Genomic DNA, 20689 nt, shown 5'->3' on the forward strand with positions numbered 1-20689 from the left:
GAGAATTCCAAATGGCTGAGGTTCTGGTCGTCACGTCGGGCAAGGGAGGCGTCGGCAAGACCACGTCGACCGCGGCGCTCGGCGCGGCTCTGGCGCAGACCGGGCAAAGCGTCGTGGTCATCGACTTCGACGTCGGTCTGCGCAATCTCGACCTCGTCATGGGGGCCGAGCGGCGGGTGGTGTACGACCTGATCAACGTGGTCCAGGGCGACGCCAACCTCAATCAGGCGCTGATCAAGGACAAGCGGGTGGATTCGCTCTCCCTGCTGCCCGCGAGCCAGACCCGCGACAAGGACGCGCTGACCGCCGAAGGCGTCGAGCGGGTCATCAACGAGCTCAAGGGCCGCTTCGACTGGATCATCTGCGACAGCCCCGCCGGCATCGAGCGCGGCGCCTATTTCGCGATGCGCCACGCGGATCTGGCGGTGATCGTCACCAATCCGGAAGTCTCCAGCGTCCGCGACTCCGACCGCATCATCGGCCTGCTGGACAGCAAGACCGAGAAGGCCGAGCGCGGCGAGACGATCGAGAAGCTGCTGCTTCTGACCCGCTACGATCCGGTGCGGGCCGAGCGCGGCGACATGCTCAAGGTCGACGACGTCCTGGAGATCCTGTCGATCCCGCTGCTCGGCATCATTCCCGAAAGCCCGGAAGTGCTGAAGGCGTCCAACCTCGGTTCGCCGGTCACGCTCGCCAACCCGGTCTCGGCGCCGTCCCGCGCCTATCTGGACGCCGCGCGGCGGCTCAGGGGCGAGACGATCGAGATGACGGTCCCGAGCGAGAAGAAGCGCCTCTTCGGCTCCCTGTTCGGCAGGAGGGCGGCATGAGCGTTCTGAAGTTCTTCTCCCGGCGCAGCTCTGCGCCGGCGGCGCGGGAGCGGCTGCAACTGCTGCTCGCGCATGAACGGGCGGTGTTCGGCCGCACCGATCTCGTCGCGCAGCTCAAGGACGAGATCCTGGCGGTGATCGCCAAGCACATCGCGATCGACCCCGAGAAGGTCCGGATCACGACCGACACGCGGGACACGCTCGCGACCCTCGAGGTCGACATTGAGATCAGGACGCCGAATGGCGGGCTGAAGCTCGCCGGCTGACGCGACGACCGCGCGATCCAGCTTCCCCGGTTCCGGGGAGGCGCTATGATCGCCCCGGGAGGGGCGCGCTTGCCGACGATCACGGATTCGCCGAGCCGATCGCTCGGCGCTCTCAAGAGCCTGTTCGGTCGTGCGCCGGATGAGGCCAAGCGCGGCGACGGGCCGGACTTCTTCTGCGTCGGTCTGCAGAAGGCGGGCACGCAATGGCTCTACGACCAGCTGCAGCTTCATCCCGACTTCTGGATGCCGCCCTTCAAGGAACTGCATTACTTCGACCGCGCCTTTCCAACCGGCAGGATCGCGCATGCGACCGAGCGCTTCCTCGCCGATCCGAAGCGCTATGCGCGCTCGCGCCGGCGGCGTGGCCTGAAACCGCTCGACGCGCGCGAGCAGGCGTTCTTCCACAAGGTGGCGGCGCTCGCCGGCAAGCCGAAAGATCTGGACGCCTATGCGGATCTGTTCGCCGACAAAGCGGATCAGATCGCCGGCGACATAACCCCCGGTTACTCGACGCTTGGCGAGCCAGTGATCAGGCGCCTCGCGCGGCGGTTTCCCTCCGCCAAGGTCGTGCTGCTGCTGCGCGATCCCGTCGAGCGGGTCTGGTCGGCCTGGCGCATGGCGCTGGAGGGCCAGGAGGACGCCGCGGAGCGCGAGCAGGACCTCGCCGCCTTCACGGCTTTTCTGGACCGGCCGGCCGTGATCCATCGCTCCTATCCGACGCGCATCGCCGCGAAGTGGCGCAAGCGTTTCGGGGACCGCTTCCGTTATTTCTTCCTCGACGACGTCGCCTCAAATCCGGAGGCCACGCGGGCCGAGATCCTCAGCTTCCTGGGCGCCGCGGCCGAAAAGCCTTCGGGCGTCGAGCCGGACTTCAACCGCAAAGCCAAGGCCGTCCCGCCGTATCGTTCGGAGCCTATACAGGCGCTGATGCAGGAGAGATTCGCGGAGGAACGCGCGCTCTGCGCGCGCGTCTTCGGCGGCCCGGCCCGGGACTGGCCGGCCTCCTCCTACTGACCGAGGCCCACGGCGCGCGGCTTCGACAGGCGCGGGGCGGTCTGATACCGCTCCCGCGGCGAATTGCGAATCAGGCCTCCTCTGATGCGGAGCGGCCAAGCAGGACCGGTGAGGGATATGTCCGACCTGGAGCTTGAAGCTGCGCTTGCGGGAATTCTGGCGCGCCTGTCCGAGAGCGACGATCCGGCGCTCGCCGACCGCATGATCGACATCCTGCTCAACCGCATCGGCGATGATCAGGCGGCCAGGATGGCGGCGATCAAGCGGCTGACGCGCGATCTTCTGGCGGATGTGGAAGTCGAGTCGGAGCCCCTGCGCGCGCGCAGCAAGGGCTGAGGCGCCGTTCAAGCGGCTACGAGGCTCTCCGTCATCGCGGCGCGGACGAAGCCGAACGCGGCCAGCGCGCCCGCCAGCACGGCATCCTCTTCGGCGGCCGGCGACGGCGCCGCGTCGAGCCGGCTCCGGAAAGTCCTCCAGCCCTCAGCGAGGCCTGCCGGGGGAGGCGCGAGATGGCGCGCCCCGAAAGCGGGGCCTAGGCCGAGACGCGCTGCCTCGACCGCGAGCACTGCGCCTCCGAGCCGCGATCCCTCCGCGACGTAGAGCCAGCCCAGCCCCTCTGCGGGGGCAGCCCTGAGTCGCGCGGCCTGTGTCCGGAAGGTGACATCAAGATCGGTGAGATCGGCCTCGACCGCCCGGAGCCGCGAGAGACGCGGGAGGCCGGGCAGCCACGCTCCCAAGACCAGGTCGCCATAAAGGTCTTCGACGTGGTGGAGAAAACGCTGCTGCGCCAACAGGAAGCCGGCGAACCGCGCGCGATCCCGGAACGGCTCCGCCGCCATCAGTTGGCGGTCCAGAGCGTCGTGAGAGGCGGCTGTCTCGCTGCGGAGCCGGGCGGCGCGGCCGGTATTCAGATAAGCGGGGAGCGTCAAATGAGGTTTCTCATATCAGAATACCATGCCATAGCTCGCGCCGGGGCGCTGACCAAGCCGGGGTACTGTCAGCTTTGAACAGTTTCGACCTGACCGTCTGCGACCAGGAGCCGATCCACGTTCCTGGCGCGATACAGCCCCATGGCCTGCTTCTCGTGCTCGACGGCGAATACAAGGTGATCGCGGGCGCTGGCGACATCGAGGGGGTGCTTGGAGCCGACGACTGGCTCGGCCGATCCGCGACGGAGCTCGTCGGCGCCGAAATAGCCGAGGCTCTGGCGGTCGAAACTTCGCATCGGTCAGGAGCGGTCTGCGTCGGCGTGTTGCGCGCGCCATCTGGGAAGCTGTTCGACGCCAGCGCGCAACGGTCCGACGCTCTCACGATGCTGGAGCTCGAACCCGCCGGTTCGGGGGGCGCCGCGCTGGGCGTCGTGCTCGGGGACCTGGAGGCCGCGGCCTCCGAATTCGAGCGCGCGTCGACGCTGGAGGAGCTCTGCGGACTGGCGGCCGTCGAGTTCAGGCGGCTCACCGGCTACGACCGGGTGATGATCTACCGCTTCCTCGACGACGATTCCGGTGCGGTGATCGGAGAGGACCGGCGGGACGATCTGAGGTCTTTCCTGCACCATCGTTTCCCCGCCTCGGACATTCCGCGGCAGGCGCGCGCGCTCTATCTCCGCAACCCGATCCGCGTGATCCCGGACGTCAATTACCAGCCGGCGCCGCTGCGGCCCGCGACGGTGGACGGGCAGCCGATCGACCTCAGCGACGCCGCGCTGCGCAGCGTCTCGCCGATCCATCTTCAGTATCTAAGGAACATGGGCGTCGGGGCGTCGGCCTCCGTTTCGATCGTCAAGGATGGCGTCCTGTGGGGGCTGGTCGCCTGCCACAACGAGACCCCGCTGCACATCCCGTTCGCCCGCCGCGCGGCGTGCCGCGCGCTCGCCGGCACGCTCGGCCGCCAGATCAGGGCCAAGGATGAGAGCGACGCGTTTCGCGAGCGCGTGCGGCTGCGCGGCTTCCAGGACGATCTCGTGGCGCTGCTGTCGCGCGAGGGCTCGCTCGACGAGGCGATCTCCAACCATGTCGGCGAGATCCGCCGCGCGCTCGGCGGGGACGGGGTCGCGATCCTGCGCGGCGGCGATCTGCTCTTCAACGGCCGCTGCCCGGACGAGGCGCAGACCCGCGCGCTCGCGGCCTGGGCGCTGAACCGCAGCGCCGACCAGGTGTTCAGCACGTCGCGGCTCGCCGAACTGCTGCCCGACGCGCGGCCCTATCAGGATGTCGCGAGCGGCCTGCTCGCGATCACGCTCTCGCTCACCGAGCCCTGGATCGTGATGTGGTTCCGCGCCGAGGAGGTCGAGATCGTCGAATGGGCCGGCAATCCGCACAAGGACGTCGCCGGCGCCGGTGACCAGGCGCTGACCCCGCGGGCTTCGTTCGAGAGCTGGCGCGAGACCGTGCGCGGCCGCGCCCGCCGCTGGACCGGACCAGAGATCGAGGCCGCCGGCCGGCTCCGCGCCGCGGTCATCGAGGTCTGGCAGGCGCGCCGGCTGCGCGACCTCAACCGCCGCCTGGTGTCGGCGCTCGACGAGAAGGACCTGCTGATACAGCAGAAGGATTTTCTGGTCGGCGAGGTCAATCACCGCGTCCAGAACAGCCTCCAGCTGGTGTCGAGCTTCCTCGCGCTGCAGGCGCGCGCCTCCGACCAGCCGGGGCTCGCGCCGGCGCTCGAAGAGGCCCGCCGCAGGCTGACGGCGGTCGCGCTCGTGCACCGCCGGCTCTATCGCGCCGACCAGGTGCGCTCGGTCGACGCCGCGCGTTACGTCGAGGAGCTGGTCCACGACATCTCGGCCTCGATCGGAGACGACTGGGCCCGCCAGATGTCGCTCGACGTCGCGCCTGTCCTGCTGCCGACGGACCGCGCGATTAGCCTCGGGCTGGTGCTCACCGAACTCGTGATCAACGCCACCAAATACGCCTATCGGGGCGCGGCCGGGCCGCTCGCGATTTCGCTGGTCGAGGACCGCGCGCGGCTCCGGCTGTCGGTCGCCGATCGCGGGGTCGGGGCGCAGGGTCAGCCGAAGAAGGGGTTCGGCTCGCGCATGATCGCCGCGCTGGTCCGCCAGCTCGAGGGCGAGCTCATCCACGAAGACAACCGCCCGGGCCTCCGGGTCACGTTGGTCGCCCCGGTGGCGGCCGAAGCCGTGATGGCGGCGCCCGGAGCCTGACGCGCCAGGGGCCCCTACGACGCGGCGGACCTCGTCAACCGGCGGCTCAGTCGGGCGCGCCGCCGTCCAGCACCGCGCGCACCCGCGCCGCCAGATTGGTGAAGGTGAAGGGCTTGGTGATTAGCTCCACCCCGGGGTCGAGGCGGCCGTGATGCACGATCGCGTCGCGCGCATAGCCGGAGGTGAACAGCACCCTTAGGTCCGGCCGTAGCGCCCGCGCGCGCTGCGCCAGCACGGCGCCGGTCATCCCGCCCGGAAGCACGACGTCGGTGAACAGCATGTCGACCGCGCCGCCGTCCTGCCGCTCCAGCAGCCGGAGCGCGGAGGGGCCGTCATGCGCCTCCAGCACATGATAGCCGAGCTCCCGCAGCACGCCGACCGAGTAGGCGCGGACATGATCGTCGTCCTCGCAGACCAGGATCGTCTCGTCGCTGCCGCGCTTCGGCTCGACCGGCTCCGGCTGCGGCTCCTCGATCTCGCAGCTGCCATCGCCGACGAGGCGCGGCAGATAAATCCGCATCGTCGCGCCGCGTCCCGGCTCGGAGAAAGCCTTAACGTGGCCGCCCGACTGGCGGACGAAGCCGTAGACCATGGAGAGGCCGAGCCCGGTGCCCTTGCCGACCTCCTTGGTGGTGAAGAACGGCTCGAACGCCCGCTCCAGCACCTCCGGCGACATCCCAACCCCGGTGTCGGCGACGCTGATCACGACATAGTCGCCGGGCGCGACGTCCCGCATACCGGCGCCGATCGTGGCGTTCGCGGTCTCGATCGTGAGCCTTCCGCCGTCCAGCATGGCGTCGCGGGCGTTGATCGCGAGGTTAAGGAGGGCGTTCTCTAGCTCGTTGGGGTCGACCTCGACCCGCCAGAGATCCGTGGCCGGCGCGACGGCCACCTCGATGATCTCGCCGAGCGTGCGGCTCAGAAGCTCGGACATGCCGGCGAGCAGCCGGTTCACGTCGGTGGGCTTGGGCTGCAGCGGCTGGCGGCGCGAGAACGCAAGCAGGCGCTGCGTCAGCACGGTCGCCCGCCGCGCGCCCGTCATGGCGTTCTCCGCCGCGCGTCGCAGCCGCGGCGAGTCTTCCGGCAGGTTGCGCTGCAGGATCTCGAGATTGCCGGTCACGATCTGCAGCAGATTGTTGAAGTCATGCGCCACGCCGCCGGTGAGCTGGCCGACCGTCTCCATTTTCTGGGCCTGTCGCAGCGCCTCCTCAGCCTCGCGCAACGCTTCCGCCGCCTCGATCTCGCGGGTGACGTCGCGCGCCACGCAGTAGAACAGCCCGTCCTCCGCCACCGCGGTCCAGGAGAAGCGGCAATAGTGGCCCGTTTTACCTCGAAAGCGGGTCTCGAGCCGCGGCGTCGTGTTCTCGCCGGCAGCAAGGCTTGCGAGCCAATCCCGCATGGTCGGCCGGTCGTCGGGGTGTTCCATCCATTCGGAGGTCCGGCCGAGCAGCTCTTGCGGCGTCCAGCCGAGCAGCTCGGTCCAGGCCGGGCTGACGCTCAGCCAGCGGCCGTCGCGGTCCGCGACCAGGAACGGGTCGCGCGACAGCCGCCAGATCCGGTCGCGCTCGCGCGTCCGCTCCGCCACTCTGGCCTCAAGGGTGCGGTTGAGCTTCTGCTCGGCCTGGAACAGGCGCGCATTGTCGATCGCGATCGCCGACTGGGCGGCGAGGCCGCTGATCAGCCGCTCGGTCCGCTCGTCGAACACCCCGACCTCGGGATGTCCGAAGAACAGCCCGCCGATCACTTCGCCGCCGCGAGAGATCACTGGAACCGCCAGGTAGCTCCGCACCCGCAGATGGCCGTCCGGCATCCCCTGGCGCGGCGCGTTCTGGCCGTAGCGCGGATCGGCGGTGACGTCGGCGCACCGCACGAGGCCCTCGCCGCGGAAGGTGGGCGCGAACAGCTTGGTGGCGCGCGGCATCGGGAATCCCGAAAAAGCCTCGGTCGGCGCGCCGGAGAGCGTGAACAGGGTGTAGCTGTCCCCGTCCTCGCTGAGCACATTGTAGAAGAAGGCGCCGTGTTCGGCGCCGGTGAGCTCGACGCCGGCGTCGACGATCGCCTGGACCAGCTTGTCGAGATCGAGCTCGGCTGCGATCCGCGCCGCCGTGCGGTTCAGGATTTCGAGTGCGTTGCTTTCCTCCCGCAGGGCTTTCTCCGAGGCGATGAGCGCCGCCTCCGCCTGCTTTCGGCCGCTGATGTCGATGACGGTGCCGACGAAGCGGCCGGCCGGGGAGCCGTCGGCGACCACCTTGCCGCGCGCCGCGAGCCAGCGTTCGACGCCGTCGTCGAGGCCTCTCGTGCGGTACTCGACGTCGAAGTCGGCCCTGTCGGACACGGTCTGCCGCACCGCCGCCTCGACCCGATCGCGGTCCTCGGGATGCAGGCCGGGAAGGAAGGCGTCCTCATAGGTGATCGGCCGGTCCGGCCATGCGCCGAACAGCTCCCGGCAGCGTCGATCCCAACGCAGCTCGCCGGTCCGCAGATTGTAATCCCAGGTTCCGATCGCCGCGGCTTCCGTGGCCAGGCGCAGCCGGTCCTCGCTTTGGCGCTGCGCCTCGACCGCGCGTATCTGCTCCGTGACGTCGGCGCCCTCGACGAAGATGCCGGTGACCCGTCCGCTGCGGTCCCTGATGGGCTGATAGATGAAATCAAGCGCGCGCTGCTCGGCCGACTCGCCCGGGGCGCGCCTCAGCGTCGTTGCCATGCCGCGGCCGGTGAATGGCTCGCCGGTGGCGTAGACGCGATCCAGCAGGTCCAGAAAGCCCTGTTCGGCGAACTCCGGGACCGCGTCCCGCACCGGCTTGCCGAGCACCTCGCGGTCGCCGATCAGCCTCTGATAGGCGGCGTTGGTGAGCGAGAAGACATGATCCGGACCCTCAAGCACGGCCATGAAGCCGGGCGCCTGCTTGAACATCTCGGCCAGTCGCTCGCGTTCGGCGATCGCCTTGCGCTGCGCCTGGATGCGGTCCGTGGTCTCGTTGACGATGCACAGCACGCCGCCGATCGAGCCGTCATCGTCGAACACGGGCGAATAGGAGATGTCGAAGAAGACCTCTTCGCCGAAGCCGCGCCGCTCGATGTAGAACGGGCGGTCGTGAGCGAAGACCGTCTCGCCGCCGTCACGCACCCGGCGAAGCAGCGGCTCCAGATCGTCCCAGAGCTCTCGCCAGTTCTCAACCGCCGGACGGCCGAAGGCGCGCGGATGCTTGTCGCCGATGGTCGGGGCGTAGGCGTCGTTGTAGAGCGCGACGAAATCCGGGCCCCAGAACAGCACGATCTGGACGCGCGCCGGCAGGATGGATGAGAGCACGTTCCGCAGGGCGGTCGACCAGCGGCTGACCGGACCGAGCGCCGAGTTCTCGTCGTCGACGCCGGCGGCGAGCCGGGCGCATCCATCGTCCACTAAGCCAAGCGGGGCGAAGCTCACCTTCGTCTGCGACCCGCCCGTCATGCCAGACCATCCTCCGCCGCCGACGCCAATGTCGGCTCTAGCTAACGCCCGGGGCGCGTTTCGGCTCCCTATTCTAGGGCGCCGCATGTCGCGTCAATTCCCCGTGAGCGCGCCCGGAACCCTTACCGGGCTTTGGAGGTTTGCTCATTGCTTAGGCGGCGTTTTGCGCCGCGGCCAGCCGGTACAGTCGGAGCCAAAACATGTCGACGATTCTGATCATCATTCTGGTGCTGCTCGTCATCGGCGCCCTGCCGACCTGGCCCTATTCGTCGGGCTTCGGATACGGGCCGAGCGGCATCCTCGGGATCATCCTGATCATCCTGATCATCTTGGCGCTCACCGGCCGGCTCTGATCGAGCCTGGCGCGCGCAAGCGGCCTCTCGCGCGTCAGCGCCAGAGGCCGTAGCGCTCCCAGTCCTTCTCGGGGATCGCGCCGCCGATCCTGTAGCTGAGCGACAGCACGCGCATGCGGTCCGTCGAGGCGCGGCAGCTGAAGGCGAGCCGGTACCACTTGCCGCCGCTGCGGATCGCCCCTCCGTCGCCCGACAGCGTGTCGCCAGCCTCGCTGGCAGGCCGGATCGCGTCAATCACCATCCGGTCCGGGCGGATCGCGCCGCGCTCCGCCTGAATGCGCTTCATGGTCTCGATGTCGCAGACCTGGTGAAACCGTGTCTCCGGCTCGAGCCGTTGGAGGGTTGCGGCGAGCCCGCGATCAGCGGCGGAGCAGGGAGCGGAGCAGAAGAAGAGCGCGAACGCGCAGGCAAGGCGACGCATGAACAAGAACCCTCGATTCGCGTGTCGAGGGTTCCGACTAGCACGCTGGATGGGGCAGGGAGGCGGCGCCCCCTGTCAGTCGACGCGCTTCAGCACCTGCGTCTTGCACAGCAATCCGCCGACCACGCAGCCGCGCAGCTTCAGCCGGTCGTTTCCGTCGGCCACGATCGTGCCCTGATAGCTGCGGCCGTCGTCGGGGTTGTAGAACCGGCCGGCCCAGCCCGCGCCATCCGGCTTCATGTCGGTCAGCAACGAGATTCCGATCACCGGTCGGTCGCGAAGCGCGCGGTCGGGGTTCCGCTTGTCGACCTTCGGCCGGCCGTTCTTGTCGTTGGGCTTCTTGAGGCCGACGAGGGTCGCGCACAGCGCTTCGCCGCACTCCGAGATCCGCACCGTCGCCTTGTCCTTCGGCATGCTCCACACGCCGACGGGCGCCGGCGAAGCCGCCGCCGCCGACGCGGCTACAAGCAGCCCTGCCGCAGCCAGGATCCCACGCATCATCCGCGCCTCCTCATCATCGAGACCATAAGCATCAGCCTACACGCACCGAATCGCCGCTCTCTGCGCGGCGGCGCGCCGCAACCGCCGCGCGTCGCGCGCCGGCGATGTCGCGGTAAACATCGGCGCCCCGCTCCAAATGTTCCAGCGCCGCCTAAAAATATTTCTAGCCTTTCGGTGAAACAGATCCTGCTGAGAACCGTATTCGTGATTACCGCCCTGCTTCAGGCGGCCATCGCCAACAGTCGTCAGGGCTTTTCAGCCTCGCCGGCGGTTGCGTGAACTGAGATCCCACAGTCGAAGACATAGCGGAGAAATTCATGATCATTCGCAACACAATCGCCGCCGGCGTCGCCGCGCTCGCGCTCGCCGCCGCTCCGACGCTCGCCATGGCGCAGGCCACCGCGACCGAGAACAACGCCACCGGCATGGGTCCCAACGCCGGGATGGAGCAGGGTCCGAGCGGCTCCAAGGCCAAGCCGGCCCAGCACAAGAAGACGACCAAGCACCAGAAGAAGAACATGAGCGGCTCGGCGAGCTCCAAGAGCGGCATGAAGGACGGCACGCCGACCTCGGCCGGAACGGCGGACGACCAGGCCAAGGATCTGCGCGGCCACAGCGAGACGCCCACCACCGGCAAATAACGGGCGCCGGCGCAAACGCCGGCTGCCGACGGGCGGCCGGCTGCGCGTCCCGCCGAGCCATATCAACGATAGGAAAAAAATCATTGACAGCGTGACGCTGCTCGGGTAGGGTTCAGCCATGCTCCGAAATCGCGTCCAGGACATGCCGGCGGCTTCCGCCGGCGACCGGAGAGCGACGGTTCGGCCGTCGGCCTCCGCCACCCACGTCACCGACAAATCGGCCGCCGAAGCCTGGCGTCTCTATGAGACGACCGATCTCACCCAGACCGAAATCGCGCGTCGGATCGGCGCGTCGCGGGCCACGATCGCGCGGCTTGCGAAGCGCAATGGCTGGACGCGACGCAGCGCCGACAGGGCGCGCGTCGTGAGCCGCATCCGAGCCGAAGTCGACAAGCAGATCAATGCCGTAGAGGCCGTGCTGGCGGGGCCGGGAGCTGGCGCCCCCGACGCGGCCGCGACCCACGCGAGAACGCTCGCGAGCCTGGTGCGCTCCCTGAGGGAGTTGCAGAAATACGAAGCCGGACAAACAGTCGACGCCGCGGAGGATGATGACGCGGATGGCGCTCCCGCCGATCTTGACGTCCTCCGCGACGCGCTTGCGGACCGCCTTGCTCGCCTGCGGGGCGAAGACGCATGACCGCCTGCTTGGCTCTCTCTCGCGTCATGAGATAGAATTCCTAGGCGTCGACTGGCCTGTCTGGTCGCGGGAGGACCAGAGGCCGCCGCCGGGCGACTGGACCACCTGGCTCGTGCTCGGCGGCCGCGGCGCCGGCAAGACCCGCGCCGGCGCCGAATGGGTGCGCGGGGTCGCGCTCGGAGCGACCGGCTTCGCGGAACGGCCCGCCGGGCGGATCGCGCTCGTGGCCGAAACCTACGCGGATTTGCGCGAGGTGATGATCGACGGGGTCTCCGGGCTGCTGGCGGTGCATCCGCGGTGGGACCGTCCGGCCTACGAGCCGAGCCGGCGCAGGCTGGTCTGGCGCAACGGGGCGATCGCGCAAGGGTTTTCGGCCGAGGATCCGGAGGCGCTGCGCGGACCGCAATTCGACGCCGCGTGGTGCGACGAGATCGCCAAATGGCGGCGCGCGGAGGAGGCCTGGGACATGCTGCAATTCGGCCTTCGCCTCGGGCGGCTGCCGCGGCAGATCGCGACCACCACGCCCCGCGCGGTTCCGCTGTTGAAGCGGCTGCTCGCCGACCCCGGCGCGGTGGTGACCCGCGCCGCGACCCGCGACAACGCCGCCAATCTCGCGCCCGGCTTCCTTCGGGCGGTGGTCGGCACCTATGCGGGCACCAGGCTTGGCCGGCAGGAGCTCGACGGCGAACTTCTGGAGGACCGCGACGACGGGCTTTGGACCGGCGAAGCGATCGAACGCAATCGCGTCTCCGCTGCGCCCGAACTCACCCGCATCGTGGTCGCGGTCGATCCGCCCGCCGGCGGCAAGAAGTCCGACGCGTGCGGGCTGGTCGCCGTCGGGCTCGGCGCCGATGGCCGCGGCTATGTGCTGGAGGACGCGACGCTTCGCGCCAGCCGCCCCGAGATCTGGGCGCTTCGGGCAGTTGCGCTGTGGCGACGGCTCGAGGCCGACGCGCTGGTGGCGGAGGTCAACCAGGGCGGCGACATGGTCCGCGCCGTGATCGCGCAAGCCGATCCGCAGGTCCCGGTGCTGGCGGTCCGCGCCACGCGCGGCAAATGGCTGAGGGCCGAGCCGGTCGCCGCGCTCTATGCGCAGGGTCGGGTGGTCCATGTGGGCGCCCACCCGGCGCTCGAAGACGAAATGACGGCGCTGGGCCTGGACGGCCTCGCGGACGGCCATTCGCCCGACCGGGTCGACGCCCTGGTCTGGGCGGTCACGCATCTGATGCTGAGCGCGCGGGGCAGGGGCCCGCGCGTGCTCGGCCTGTGACTATTGACGGTAGATCCCGGAATTGAGCGACGGATCGTCCGCCGCGCCTTCCGATGCGCCAACCCCGGTCCCGCCGGCCGACGCGCCCGAGCGGCCCGCCGCTGCGTCGCCGGCCCTCCCGGAGGAGCCGCGCGCAAGGCCGCCGTCCTGCGACGGCTGCGTGGCGGAACCCACGCTGCCGCCGCCGTCGATGCGGCTGTTGCGGGCGGTGTTTTGCTGACCGCCGTTGAAGCTGGGGTTGGAAAGCCCGCCCGTGCCGCCCGAGGGAATGCCGCCGGAGTTCGCCGGACCGCCATTCATGGCGCCGCCGGTCGCAGCCGATCCGGCGCCGACGCTGGAGCCTGTTCCGCCGGCAGCGCCGCCGGCGCTTGAACCGGCCGATGCGCCGCCGGCCGACCCGCCGCTCGATCCGCCTCCGGAGCCGCCGCTCTGGGCGAGCGCCGCGGCGGGCGCGGCGAGAAGCGCCGCTGCGAAGATCGGCGCGAGAAATCTGTTTGTCATGGTGGGATCCCTCCTGGTCACGAACGTCTCGTTCGTCTGGAGCGCATCCCGGAAAACGTGGGGTCGTCTAGCTTTGTTCCAACCGGGCCGCGGATGCGCTCCGCGGCCCGGCTGGATGTTGGTCAGCTCTCGATCACGTAGACGATCTCGTAGGTGTCCGGATCGACGATGACGATCACATCGTCATCGGTGATGAAGTAGCTGTACTCGGCGTATTCCGGGACGATCTCCACGATCTTCGGCGGCAGCCGATGGATCGTCACCGTCCGCGGCACGGATACGCCTACGCTGACGCTCACTCCGCCAAGGCTCGAACGCGACACTTTCGCGCCGCCGCCGGAGCTCACGATCGTCTGGCGGATCGTGGTCCGCTGCTCGCTCGAGATGTTCACCTTGGTCTTGGAGCTGCTGGTCTCCCGCGACGAGCCGCCGCTGCGCGTCTCGCTTTCGGTCGTCGAGCGGGACCCCGAGCGGTGATCAGAGCCGGACTTGTCGTCAGGCGAGGAGCTGGAACGATCCGAGTCCGAGCGATGGCCCGCGCGGTCCTTCATGGCGTCGTCCCGATCCGCAGAGCCGGACCCGGTGCGCGACTTCTCGGGATCCTTGCCCGAGTCCGACTGGTCGGAGCCGCTCTTCTCTTTCTCGCCCGAGCGGGTTTCGGACCGCGAGCCGCCGGACTTCTCGGAACGCGGGGACTCTCCCGCGGAAGACGAGCCGGAGCCCGAGCGGTCGCCGCCGCCACGCTCATCCGAAGCTGAACCGCCGGACGAGCCGGACATGCCCCGCTCGCTGGCCGAACCGCCTCGCGAGCCGGACTCGGAGCCGCCGGAAGACGACGTCCCGCCTGAGCTCATGCCGCCGCCGGCGGATGAGCCGGACGATGATGCGTCGCCGCCTGCGGAACCGGACGAGCCGGCTCCGCTCATGCCCGCGCCCCCGGAGGAGCCGGATGAGCCGGACGCGCCGGATGACGAGCTTCCCGCGCTGGACGGGCTCGACGAGGAGCCCTGGTCGGACTTCTGCGCGAACGCACCGACCGGCGCCGCGACGATAGCGATCGCCGCAGCCGTGCTAAGAAGAATATTCCTCATGAATAAAGCCCTCATACGCCGCGATTTCGTGCGGTTCATAAGTGCGCCCTCGGCCCCCGAACGTCGCCAAGTCAGAATTGTTCCAGAACTCCCGCGCTGAACTTTGCGTCGGAGCTGACCATCACGCTGCCATGCGGCAGGAGCGCCGCGTAGGGCCTACGAAGATCTCGTGTCCGCCGGGCGCGCGTCCAGTCGGTTCACCTTTAGTTCAGAATACCTGGAGGGCTCCATGGGCTTTGCTTTCCCGCGCCTGTTCCGCCGCGCGCCGCGGGCCAAGGGCGGCGGCTTCGCGGCCTTTGCGGCGCTGCATGGCGGCGGCCGCGCGATCTGGAGCGCCCGCGACCCTGCAAGCCTCGCCCGCGAGGGCTATCAGCGGAACCCGGTGGTGCACCGCGCCGTCCGGATGGTGGCGGAGGCCGCCGGCGGCGTGCCGCTGATCCTCACCGAGGGCGAGCGCGAGCTCGACGTTCACCCGCTGCTCGACCTGCTGGCCCGACCGAACCCGCGCCAAGGAAAAGCAGGGCTGATCGAGGCGCTGGTCTCGCACCTGCTGGTCTCCGGCAACGCCTATCTGGAAGCCGTCTCGCTAGACGGCGAGCCACGCGAACTGCACGTGCTGCGGCCGGACCGGATGCGCGTGCTGGCGGACCCGGAAGGCTGGCCCGAAGCCTATGAATACCGCGTCGGGGCCGAGGCCGCCCGCTATGACCAGCGCGCGGAGCCTGCGCCGCCGATCCTGCACCTGACGCTGTTTCATCCGCTCGACGATCATTACGGCCTGAGCCCGCTGGAGCCGGCCGCGCAGGCGCTCGACCTGCACAACGCCGCCTCCGCCTGGAACAAGGCGCTGCTCGACAACGCGGCCCGGCCGTCCGGCGCGCTGGTCTACAAGGGGCCGGAGGGGCAGGGGCTTTCGGACGACCAGGTCGAGCGGCTGAAGGCGGAGCTCGAGGCTCAGTTCTCCGGGGCCGCGAATGCCGGGCGGCCGCTGCTGCTCGACGGCGGGCTCGACTGGCGCCCGATGGCGCTCACCCCGCAGGAGATGGACTTCCTGCAGGCCAAGAACGCCGCCGCGCGCGACATCGCGCTCGCCTTCGGTGTGCCGCCGATGCTGCTCGGCATCCCGGGCGACGCCACTTACGCCAACTACAGCGAGGCGAACCGGGCGCTGTGGCGCCAGACGGCGCTGCCGCTGCTGTCGCGGATCGCCCAGTCGATCGCGGGATGGCTGGCGCCCGCCTGGGGCGCGGAGCTTGCGCTCAAGCCGGACCTCGACGCGGTCGAGGCGCTGGCGAGCGAGCGCGAGGCGCTGTGGCGCCGGGTCACCGCCGCGGCCTTCCTGGACGACGACGAGAAACGCGCCGCGGTGGGCTATCAGCCCCGAAGCGGCGCATGACCAGGCGTGACAGCGCTCAGGGCCGCGGCTCGCTGCCGGACTTCCCGGGCGTCGGCGGCTCCGGCGCGAAGTTCGCGCCGACATAGTTCGACCAGCCGCGCTCCACGGCTTTCTTCAACGGGCCGTCCGGACATTCCGTCCGCTGACCCGCGCGACGCGCGGCGTTGAGCCGTGACTTCTCCTTCACGGTGAGCTCGCCGAGTCCTGCGCTCAGCCGCTCGAACATCTCTGCGGCCTGCGCCTTGGTCGCAACCTTGCAGGCGACGACATAGCCGGCGAACAGCCCGAGATTGAGGATCTTCTCCTGCTGGATCTTCGGATCCGCGGCGCTCGCCGGGGTGTGCCCCCAGGCGAGCGCCGCCAATGCGATCGCGGCGGCTCTCCGCCTGCTGGTCGAAGCTGAGCTCATCGCCGCGTCATAGCGCTTCTGGAAAAACCGACCATGCCCCATCCGCTCGCCCGGACGCGTCTCGACTCGCCCGAACTGAAGCGTCTGCCTGTCGCGCCTGCGGTTTCCGCCGACGGACTCGTTGAGGGCTACGCCTCGCTGTTCGGCGTCGTCGATCTCGGCCGTGACCGGGTGGAGCGTGGGGTCTTCGCCAAATCGCTCGCCGCGAGAGGCCCGGGCGGCGTGCGTTTCCTGTTCCAGCACGATCCGGCGGAGCCGGCCCGCTCGACGCCGACGGCCGCTACGAAGAGCTGCTGTGCGAGGAGACCGCGCCGTGACGCAGCTCTCCTCCGCGCTCGCTCTGCGCAGCGCCGTGTTTCAGCGTCTCGCCGGCGACGCCGCGCTCTCGGCGCTGCTCGGCGGCCCCCGGATCTATGACGAGCCGCCGCGCGCCGCCTTGCCTCCTTACGTGGTGCTGGCGGAGATCGAAACGCGCGACCTCTCGGGCGACGTCGCGCCGGCCCATGAGCACGTCTTCGCGCTCGAGGTTTGGTCACTGCAGGGCGGCCTGTCGGAGGCGCTGAAGGCGGCCGAGCGGGTGGTCCGTCTCGTCGACGGGGCGGCGCTCGAGCTCGACGGCGTCCGGCTCGCGAACCTCGCCTGGATCTCGACCGAGGCCGAGCGGCTCGTCGGCCAGGACCTGCGCCGCGCCGCGATCCGCTTCCGCGCGGTGACCGAGCCCGCGGCCCTCTCCGACGCGCTCTAGACGAGGAACAAGATGGCCATTCAGAAGGGCAAGGACCTGCTCGTGAAGGCTCGGACGGGGCCGGCCGCTTCGTCACCGTGGCGGGGCTGAGGTCGCGCTCGCTGTCGTTCAACGCCGAGCCGGTCGACGTGACGCACTCAGAAAGCGCCGGCCGCTGGCGCGAACTGCTGGCCGGCGCGGGCGTCAAAAAGGCGAGCGTCGCCGGCGCCGGCGTGTTCCGCGACGAGGCCTCCGACGCGCTGGTGCGGGGGCTGGTATTCGACGGCGCGATCGCAGAATTCCAGATCGTGATCCCGGACTTCGGCGCCGTGCAGGGACCGTTCCAGGTCACCGGGCTCGAGTTCCGCGGCGACCACGCCGGCGAGGTCGCCTACGACCTCGCGCTGGAAAGCGCCGGCGCCCTGAGCTTCGCGGCCGTTTAGGCCTGGCGCTCGATCCTCCGGGGCGAGGCGCCTCGGTGAGTATTTCTGGCCCCACGCCGAAAGCCGCGGCCCGGCATCATAGCGCCTCCGGCCGCCCTCTACCGTAAGCCGCCAGGCAACCGACTGCGCGCCGGTTCATCTCCTTAAATTTCATCTTGAGTGAAGAAGTGGAACAAAAGTTATGACGAATGAAGCCGTGATCAACACGCCCCTGGCGCCGAAGTCGTTCAAGGATCTCGAGCTCTCTCGCGCCGAAAAGTCTCGTCCCGGAACTGGCAGCGACGCTGCTGCGACGGAAGCCGTCATGGAACAGTCCGTGCAGGCCGCCATGGCTTCCGGGGATCTCACCTTCGACAGCCGCGAAGACGCGGAGGCCACCGCCATACCGGCGGACGTGACGCGAATTGTCACAAAGCAATTCTACAGCACTCGGCGTGGCGGCGGCGCGGTCTATGTTCGTGGCGGCGCTTCCAGGCCCACGACCGTCGCCGAGCAGCGCGTGTCGCACATTACGAACCCGACATTCTCCACGCTGCAAGCGCGGCCTGAGATGAGCCTCACCGGCGAGTGGACACTGGGCCAGGGATGGACGATCGACGGGCTGCGCGCGGTCACGAAGATCCGCGGTCCGTTCGCTTTCCTGCAGAACCATGACAGCTTCACCTCCCTGAACTCGGATGAGCTGTACGCCTGCGCCGTCAACGCCGACGGCCAGCCGGTGGATCGAGACATCACGTTCAACTTCGGCGGCGCCGACTACACAATTCCCAGGGGAACTGTGTGGCGTCAGGACAACCTTGCGGGCACTTTCTACCTCGTGGCAGACCTTTCAGGAGCGTGGCCGGGAACGGCCGCGATGCGGATTGCCGTGGTACAAAAGACTGGCTCCACTTGGCAGTTCGACAATAATTCGGGTTGGGTGACGTTCACGCCGAACACGAACCACGTGATTGTCGGCGCGCTGACCGCGAGCAGCACCTCGATCGTGACGGTGACGGGTAATCCAACGCCCTCGGCTCTTACGGCCGGAAGTGCCATTCCAACGCTTTTCGCCGTGAGCGCTGGCGACGTGATTTTCGGGAACTCAGGTCTCGTGGCGGGCGCAGAGTATCAGCTGCGCTACAAGATGAAGTCGATCTACGACTCGCAAACCGTCGATACGCTCACACCGAGCGTGTCGTTCGGTGAGAGCGTTCATACGGGCGACCCTCAGAAGTGGGCGCCGGCCGACGGGTACTATACTGTGCCCTTCAGCGCGGACAATAATGGGAACTATACGGTAAAGTTTGCTGCGAGCACCAACTTCCAGGGATCGATCACGGAAGCGTGGATCGACCGCATCATTACGGAACCTGGCGCATTCCGAGATGCCGACGGCGCTTGGTGGCGACTCGACGTTCCGGTGGCGGACGTTCGTTGCTTCGGAGCGTTCGCCGGCGCTGACGCGACGACCAACAGGACAGCCATTCAGGATGCTCTCGTCTGGGCCGCGCAAATCGGCGAGCGCGTCGCCTTCGTACCGACCGGCACCTTCCAGGTCGACGGCGATCTTCGCATCATGGATGACACCACCGTCATTGGAGCGGGGCCTCGAGCGACTACAGTCAAGCTTGTGGCGCCCGCTGCTTCCACGCAAAACCTTTGGACCAACGACCGCAACTTCAAAACGCGCTACATGGCGGCGCCGAACCGCGGCATCCGCATGCGTCACATCGGCGGCCATGGCAATGTCCGCCGTTTGATGCTCGATCGGACCTCGTATGTCTTCTCGACTCCGCTGGAGCTCCAGCCGGGAAACTTCATCGAGCGGACGTTGACGCATGCTAACTATGGCACGGGAGACGACAACGGTCGCGTGCAGGGATACCTGGATCTGCCTGACGGGGACGAGATCGACGGGATCTCCATCCGGACTTATCGCGCGGCTGGCAGCTTCACCTGCCGCATCATCAACACGACCGACCTTCCCATCACCATACCGGCGGACTCGTCGCTCGTCGGCGGACGGTACAATTACAACGGTGGCGGCGCGAGTTCAGGCTGCGTGTTCGGCTTCGCGAACGTACAGTCGATCACCATTGAAGACTGCTGGGCAGGCTATGCCGCCAAGCACTGCAACGACGTCTCGGCGTCCCTGTTCGACATCGGCGACACTTCCGCAGGCGACGGCCCAGGCTCGGACCCGGTGATTCTAAACGGCGTCGACGACTACCCGCCCTATCCGAGCCGGTATGTTGTCATCCGCGACTGCCATGGCACCCAAGGCGGCGACGACATCCTGTCGACGCATGGCTCCGAGTGGGTGCTGATCGAGAACTTTCACGCCTACAATGGGGGCGGAACCTTAGTCTTGGACAATTCGAACGGCATCGAGATCGACGACAGCACTCGGTACGCGACGGTCATCAACTGCCTCTGCGTCAACACCCAGGCGGCGATCGAGATAAAGGGGCATGACAAGCACCCCGCCGCCAACCACGTCTGGGTGGAGGGGCTGCGCTGCTTATACACGCGCAGCGCCGCGATCGATCACCACCACATTGGCGGAACCCCGGGCGGCGGCTGGGTGATGTTCAGCAAGATCTATACGAAGAACTGCTGGCGCTCGACCTACCTTTATCACTACCACAACACCATCCTGGATGGCTTCCACTTCGAGGATACGGGATGGACCAACCAGGACAATAACACCTCAGGGAAGTGGTTCAGCACGAACAGCGAAGCTATCATCGATATTGAGAACGGCGCGAACCATGTCATCGTCCAGAATGGTCGCATGGATATTACGACAGCCGCGCGCGGAATTTACATTCAGGACGGCAACACAGATCGGGTGATTGTCCAGAACGTCATCGGCCATGGCGGCCTGCAGGCTGGAATCTACACTGGGTCTCAGACGTCGAACATGATCTTCGACAACATTATCCTGACGCGACCAGTAGCCGACACGCCGACCGAGCCGAGCAGCTATGGGTTTGACGCGTATAACGCCCCATCAAGTTACGTATTCGAGACCAGGGGCTGTCGTTTCCCTGGCTACAAATATGAGGCCAGGACGGGACGGGGCGGAGACCCGCTGATCTATCCGGCTGGCGGGGCCGTAGATTTCAAGGCGACCCGCGCCGATGAGATAACGTATTCAGGCACTGGTCGATTCCTCGGTTATGGCGGGCGGAACAGCAATGGGCAGATCGGCGGCTTTGGATGGGGCGCCGCCGCTCCGGCGATCTATTTCGATAAGTCGCTAAATGCCGGATTTCTCTTCGGAGCCTCAGATCCGACCGGAAACATCAGCGCCCTTCCAAATTCCCTGTACTATAGAACGTCGACCGGCGTGCTGTATCTCAAGGGGAGTGTGGCGACGGCGGGAATCGCCGATGCGACGGATTGGCGGGTCCTTGTGCGTTATGCTGCGCCCGACGCAGGTTGGACTGCCGGTACTGGGACGCCGAACAAGGGAGCGTTTGCGGCCAACACCGCAACGCTAGCCCAGACAGCGCAGCGGGTGCTCGCGCTGGAGAACGCCGTGCGGGCCGCCAACATCATCACCTGAGCCGCTGTCGATCGGCAAGCTGAGGCCGGGA

At 68.2% G+C, this 20689-nt stretch carries 20 protein-coding genes and 2 pseudogenes; 15 read left to right on the forward strand and 7 right to left on the reverse strand.

What is annotated here, in order from left to right:
- The first annotated feature begins 11 nt into the window (after positions 1-11).
- The 4 genes from minD (at position 12) to VM780_RS05835 (ending at position 2443) form a co-directional block, all read left to right on the forward strand.
- Positions 12-827 (forward strand): septum site-determining protein MinD, encoded by an 816-nt coding sequence (gene minD, locus VM780_RS05820; protein ID WP_325446060.1) that lies wholly within the window; start codon positions 12-14, stop codon positions 825-827.
- The gene (gene minE, locus VM780_RS05825; protein ID WP_325446062.1) at positions 824-1093 is read left to right on the forward strand and encodes a cell division topological specificity factor MinE; all 270 of its coding nucleotides are present in this window, start codon (positions 824-826) and stop codon (positions 1091-1093) included. The genes minD and minE overlap by 4 nt, the downstream gene beginning before the upstream one ends.
- Before the next feature lie 69 nt (positions 1094-1162).
- Entirely contained in the window at positions 1163-2107 is a 945-nt protein-coding gene (locus VM780_RS05830; RefSeq protein ID WP_325446064.1) for a sulfotransferase, read from the forward strand.
- Between the two features lie 117 nt (positions 2108-2224).
- Positions 2225-2443: a hypothetical protein gene (locus VM780_RS05835; RefSeq protein WP_325446067.1), complete on the forward strand. Its 219-nt coding sequence runs from the start codon at positions 2225-2227 to the stop codon at positions 2441-2443.
- 8 nt (positions 2444-2451) lie between these two features.
- Here VM780_RS05835 and VM780_RS05840 read toward each other — a convergent pair whose 3' ends face one another.
- Entirely contained in the window at positions 2452-3036 is a 585-nt protein-coding gene (locus tag VM780_RS05840) for a biliverdin-producing heme oxygenase (protein ID WP_325446069.1), read from the reverse strand.
- A gap of 74 nt (positions 3037-3110) precedes the next feature.
- Between VM780_RS05840 and VM780_RS05845 the strand changes: the two genes are divergently transcribed.
- A complete protein-coding gene (locus tag VM780_RS05845; protein WP_325446071.1) occupies positions 3111-5267 on the forward strand; it encodes a histidine kinase dimerization/phosphoacceptor domain -containing protein in 2157 nt (718 codons plus the stop codon).
- Between the two features lie 46 nt (positions 5268-5313).
- Here the strand turns inward: VM780_RS05845 and VM780_RS05850 are convergent, their stop codons facing one another.
- Positions 5314-8718 carry a PAS domain-containing protein gene (locus VM780_RS05850; protein ID WP_325446073.1) on the reverse strand — a complete coding sequence of 1135 codons (3405 nt, stop codon included), beginning with the start codon at positions 8716-8718 and terminating at the stop codon, positions 5314-5316.
- Between the two features lie 200 nt (positions 8719-8918).
- On the opposite strand from VM780_RS05850, the gene VM780_RS05855 reads away from it, so the two are divergent.
- Positions 8919-9071: a DUF3309 family protein gene (locus tag VM780_RS05855; protein ID WP_325446075.1), complete on the forward strand. Its 153-nt coding sequence runs from the start codon at positions 8919-8921 to the stop codon at positions 9069-9071.
- A gap of 34 nt (positions 9072-9105) precedes the next feature.
- On the opposite strand, the gene VM780_RS05860 is transcribed toward VM780_RS05855, so the two are convergent.
- Positions 9106-9492: a DUF930 domain-containing protein gene (locus VM780_RS05860; RefSeq protein WP_325446077.1), complete on the reverse strand. Its 387-nt coding sequence runs from the start codon at positions 9490-9492 to the stop codon at positions 9106-9108.
- 75 nt (positions 9493-9567) lie between these two features.
- Positions 9568-9993 (reverse strand): DUF2147 domain-containing protein, encoded by a 426-nt coding sequence (locus tag VM780_RS05865; RefSeq protein ID WP_325446079.1) that lies wholly within the window; start codon positions 9991-9993, stop codon positions 9568-9570.
- A 317-nt stretch (positions 9994-10310) separates the two neighbouring features.
- On the opposite strand from VM780_RS05865, the gene VM780_RS05870 reads away from it, so the two are divergent.
- The 3 genes from VM780_RS05870 (at position 10311) to VM780_RS05880 (ending at position 12541) form a co-directional block, all read left to right on the forward strand.
- Positions 10311-10634 carry a hypothetical protein gene (locus tag VM780_RS05870; RefSeq protein WP_325446081.1) on the forward strand — a complete coding sequence of 108 codons (324 nt, stop codon included), beginning with the start codon at positions 10311-10313 and terminating at the stop codon, positions 10632-10634.
- A gap of 118 nt (positions 10635-10752) precedes the next feature.
- On the forward strand, positions 10753-11271 hold the full coding sequence (locus VM780_RS05875) for a hypothetical protein (protein ID WP_325446083.1): 519 nt from the start codon (positions 10753-10755) through the stop codon (positions 11269-11271).
- Positions 11231-12541, forward strand: a complete 1311-nt coding sequence (locus VM780_RS05880) for a DNA-packaging protein (protein ID WP_325446085.1) — start codon at positions 11231-11233, stop codon at positions 12539-12541. Before VM780_RS05875 ends, VM780_RS05880 begins: the two co-directional genes overlap by 41 nt.
- On the opposite strand, the gene VM780_RS05885 is transcribed toward VM780_RS05880, so the two are convergent.
- A complete protein-coding gene (locus tag VM780_RS05885) occupies positions 12542-13042 on the reverse strand; it encodes a hypothetical protein (protein WP_325446087.1) in 501 nt (166 codons plus the stop codon).
- 122 nt (positions 13043-13164) lie between these two features.
- A complete protein-coding gene (locus VM780_RS05890) occupies positions 13165-13821 on the reverse strand; it encodes a DUF1236 domain-containing protein (protein WP_325446089.1) in 657 nt (218 codons plus the stop codon).
- Here VM780_RS05890 and VM780_RS05895 point away from each other — a divergent pair.
- Entirely contained in the window at positions 13820-14233 is a 414-nt protein-coding gene (locus tag VM780_RS05895; RefSeq protein ID WP_325446091.1) for a hypothetical protein, read from the forward strand. The genes VM780_RS05890 and VM780_RS05895 overlap by 2 nt on opposite strands.
- A gap of 129 nt (positions 14234-14362) precedes the next feature.
- A complete protein-coding gene (locus VM780_RS05900) occupies positions 14363-15529 on the forward strand; it encodes a phage portal protein (RefSeq protein WP_325446093.1) in 1167 nt (388 codons plus the stop codon).
- Positions 15530-15545: 16 nt separating this feature from the next.
- On the opposite strand, the gene VM780_RS05905 is transcribed toward VM780_RS05900, so the two are convergent.
- Positions 15546-15938 (reverse strand): hypothetical protein, encoded by a 393-nt coding sequence (locus VM780_RS05905; protein ID WP_325446095.1) that lies wholly within the window; start codon positions 15936-15938, stop codon positions 15546-15548.
- An 84-nt stretch (positions 15939-16022) separates the two neighbouring features.
- On the opposite strand from VM780_RS05905, the pseudogene VM780_RS05910 reads away from it, so the two are divergent.
- From VM780_RS05910 to VM780_RS05925, 4 genes and pseudogenes are all read left to right on the forward strand, one after another.
- Positions 16023-16196: pseudogene (locus VM780_RS05910) on the forward strand (HK97 family phage prohead protease); the annotation flags it as partial.
- A 55-nt stretch (positions 16197-16251) separates the two neighbouring features.
- Positions 16252-16683: a DUF3168 domain-containing protein gene (locus VM780_RS05915; RefSeq protein WP_325446097.1), complete on the forward strand. Its 432-nt coding sequence runs from the start codon at positions 16252-16254 to the stop codon at positions 16681-16683.
- A 12-nt stretch (positions 16684-16695) separates the two neighbouring features.
- A pseudogene (locus VM780_RS05920) lies at positions 16696-17105 on the forward strand (phage major tail protein, TP901-1 family).
- A gap of 181 nt (positions 17106-17286) precedes the next feature.
- A complete protein-coding gene (locus tag VM780_RS05925) occupies positions 17287-20658 on the forward strand; it encodes a hypothetical protein (RefSeq protein WP_325446099.1) in 3372 nt (1123 codons plus the stop codon).
- The last annotated feature ends 31 nt before the right edge of the window (positions 20659-20689 follow it).

The organism is Hansschlegelia sp. (genome assembly GCF_035538955.1).
Classification (GTDB): Bacteria; Pseudomonadota; Alphaproteobacteria; order Rhizobiales; family Methylopilaceae; genus Methylopila.

What these genes read in the sequence shown, in the direction of transcription:
- minD (WP_325446060.1), top strand. Translation starts at nt 12, where the DNA reads ATGGCTGAGGTTCTGGTCGTCACGTCGGGCAAGGGAGGCGTCGGCAAG.
- minE (WP_325446062.1), top strand. Translation starts at nt 824, where the DNA reads ATGAGCGTTCTGAAGTTCTTCTCCCGGCGCAGCTCTGCGCCGGCGGCG.
- VM780_RS05835 (WP_325446067.1), top strand. Translation starts at nt 2,225, where the DNA reads ATGTCCGACCTGGAGCTTGAAGCTGCGCTTGCGGGAATTCTGGCGCGC.
- VM780_RS05850 (WP_325446073.1), bottom strand. Translation starts at nt 8,718, where the DNA reads ATGACGGGCGGGTCGCAGACGAAGGTGAGCTTCGCCCCGCTTGGCTTA.
- VM780_RS05855 (WP_325446075.1), top strand. Translation starts at nt 8,919, where the DNA reads ATGTCGACGATTCTGATCATCATTCTGGTGCTGCTCGTCATCGGCGCC.
- VM780_RS05860 (WP_325446077.1), bottom strand. Translation starts at nt 9,492, where the DNA reads ATGCGTCGCCTTGCCTGCGCGTTCGCGCTCTTCTTCTGCTCCGCTCCC.
- VM780_RS05865 (WP_325446079.1), bottom strand. Translation starts at nt 9,993, where the DNA reads ATGATGCGTGGGATCCTGGCTGCGGCAGGGCTGCTTGTAGCCGCGTCG.
- VM780_RS05870 (WP_325446081.1), top strand. Translation starts at nt 10,311, where the DNA reads ATGATCATTCGCAACACAATCGCCGCCGGCGTCGCCGCGCTCGCGCTC.
- VM780_RS05875 (WP_325446083.1), top strand. Translation starts at nt 10,753, where the DNA reads ATGCTCCGAAATCGCGTCCAGGACATGCCGGCGGCTTCCGCCGGCGAC.
- VM780_RS05885 (WP_325446087.1), bottom strand. Translation starts at nt 13,042, where the DNA reads ATGACAAACAGATTTCTCGCGCCGATCTTCGCAGCGGCGCTTCTCGCC.
- VM780_RS05895 (WP_325446091.1), top strand. Translation starts at nt 13,820, where the DNA reads ATGCCCCGCTCGCTGGCCGAACCGCCTCGCGAGCCGGACTCGGAGCCG.
- VM780_RS05890 (WP_325446089.1), bottom strand. Translation starts at nt 13,821, where the DNA reads ATGTCCGGCTCGTCCGGCGGTTCAGCTTCGGATGAGCGTGGCGGCGGC.
- VM780_RS05900 (WP_325446093.1), top strand. Translation starts at nt 14,363, where the DNA reads ATGGGCTTTGCTTTCCCGCGCCTGTTCCGCCGCGCGCCGCGGGCCAAG.
- VM780_RS05905 (WP_325446095.1), bottom strand. Translation starts at nt 15,938, where the DNA reads ATGAGCTCAGCTTCGACCAGCAGGCGGAGAGCCGCCGCGATCGCATTG.
- VM780_RS05925 (WP_325446099.1), top strand. Translation starts at nt 17,287, where the DNA reads ATGACGAATGAAGCCGTGATCAACACGCCCCTGGCGCCGAAGTCGTTC.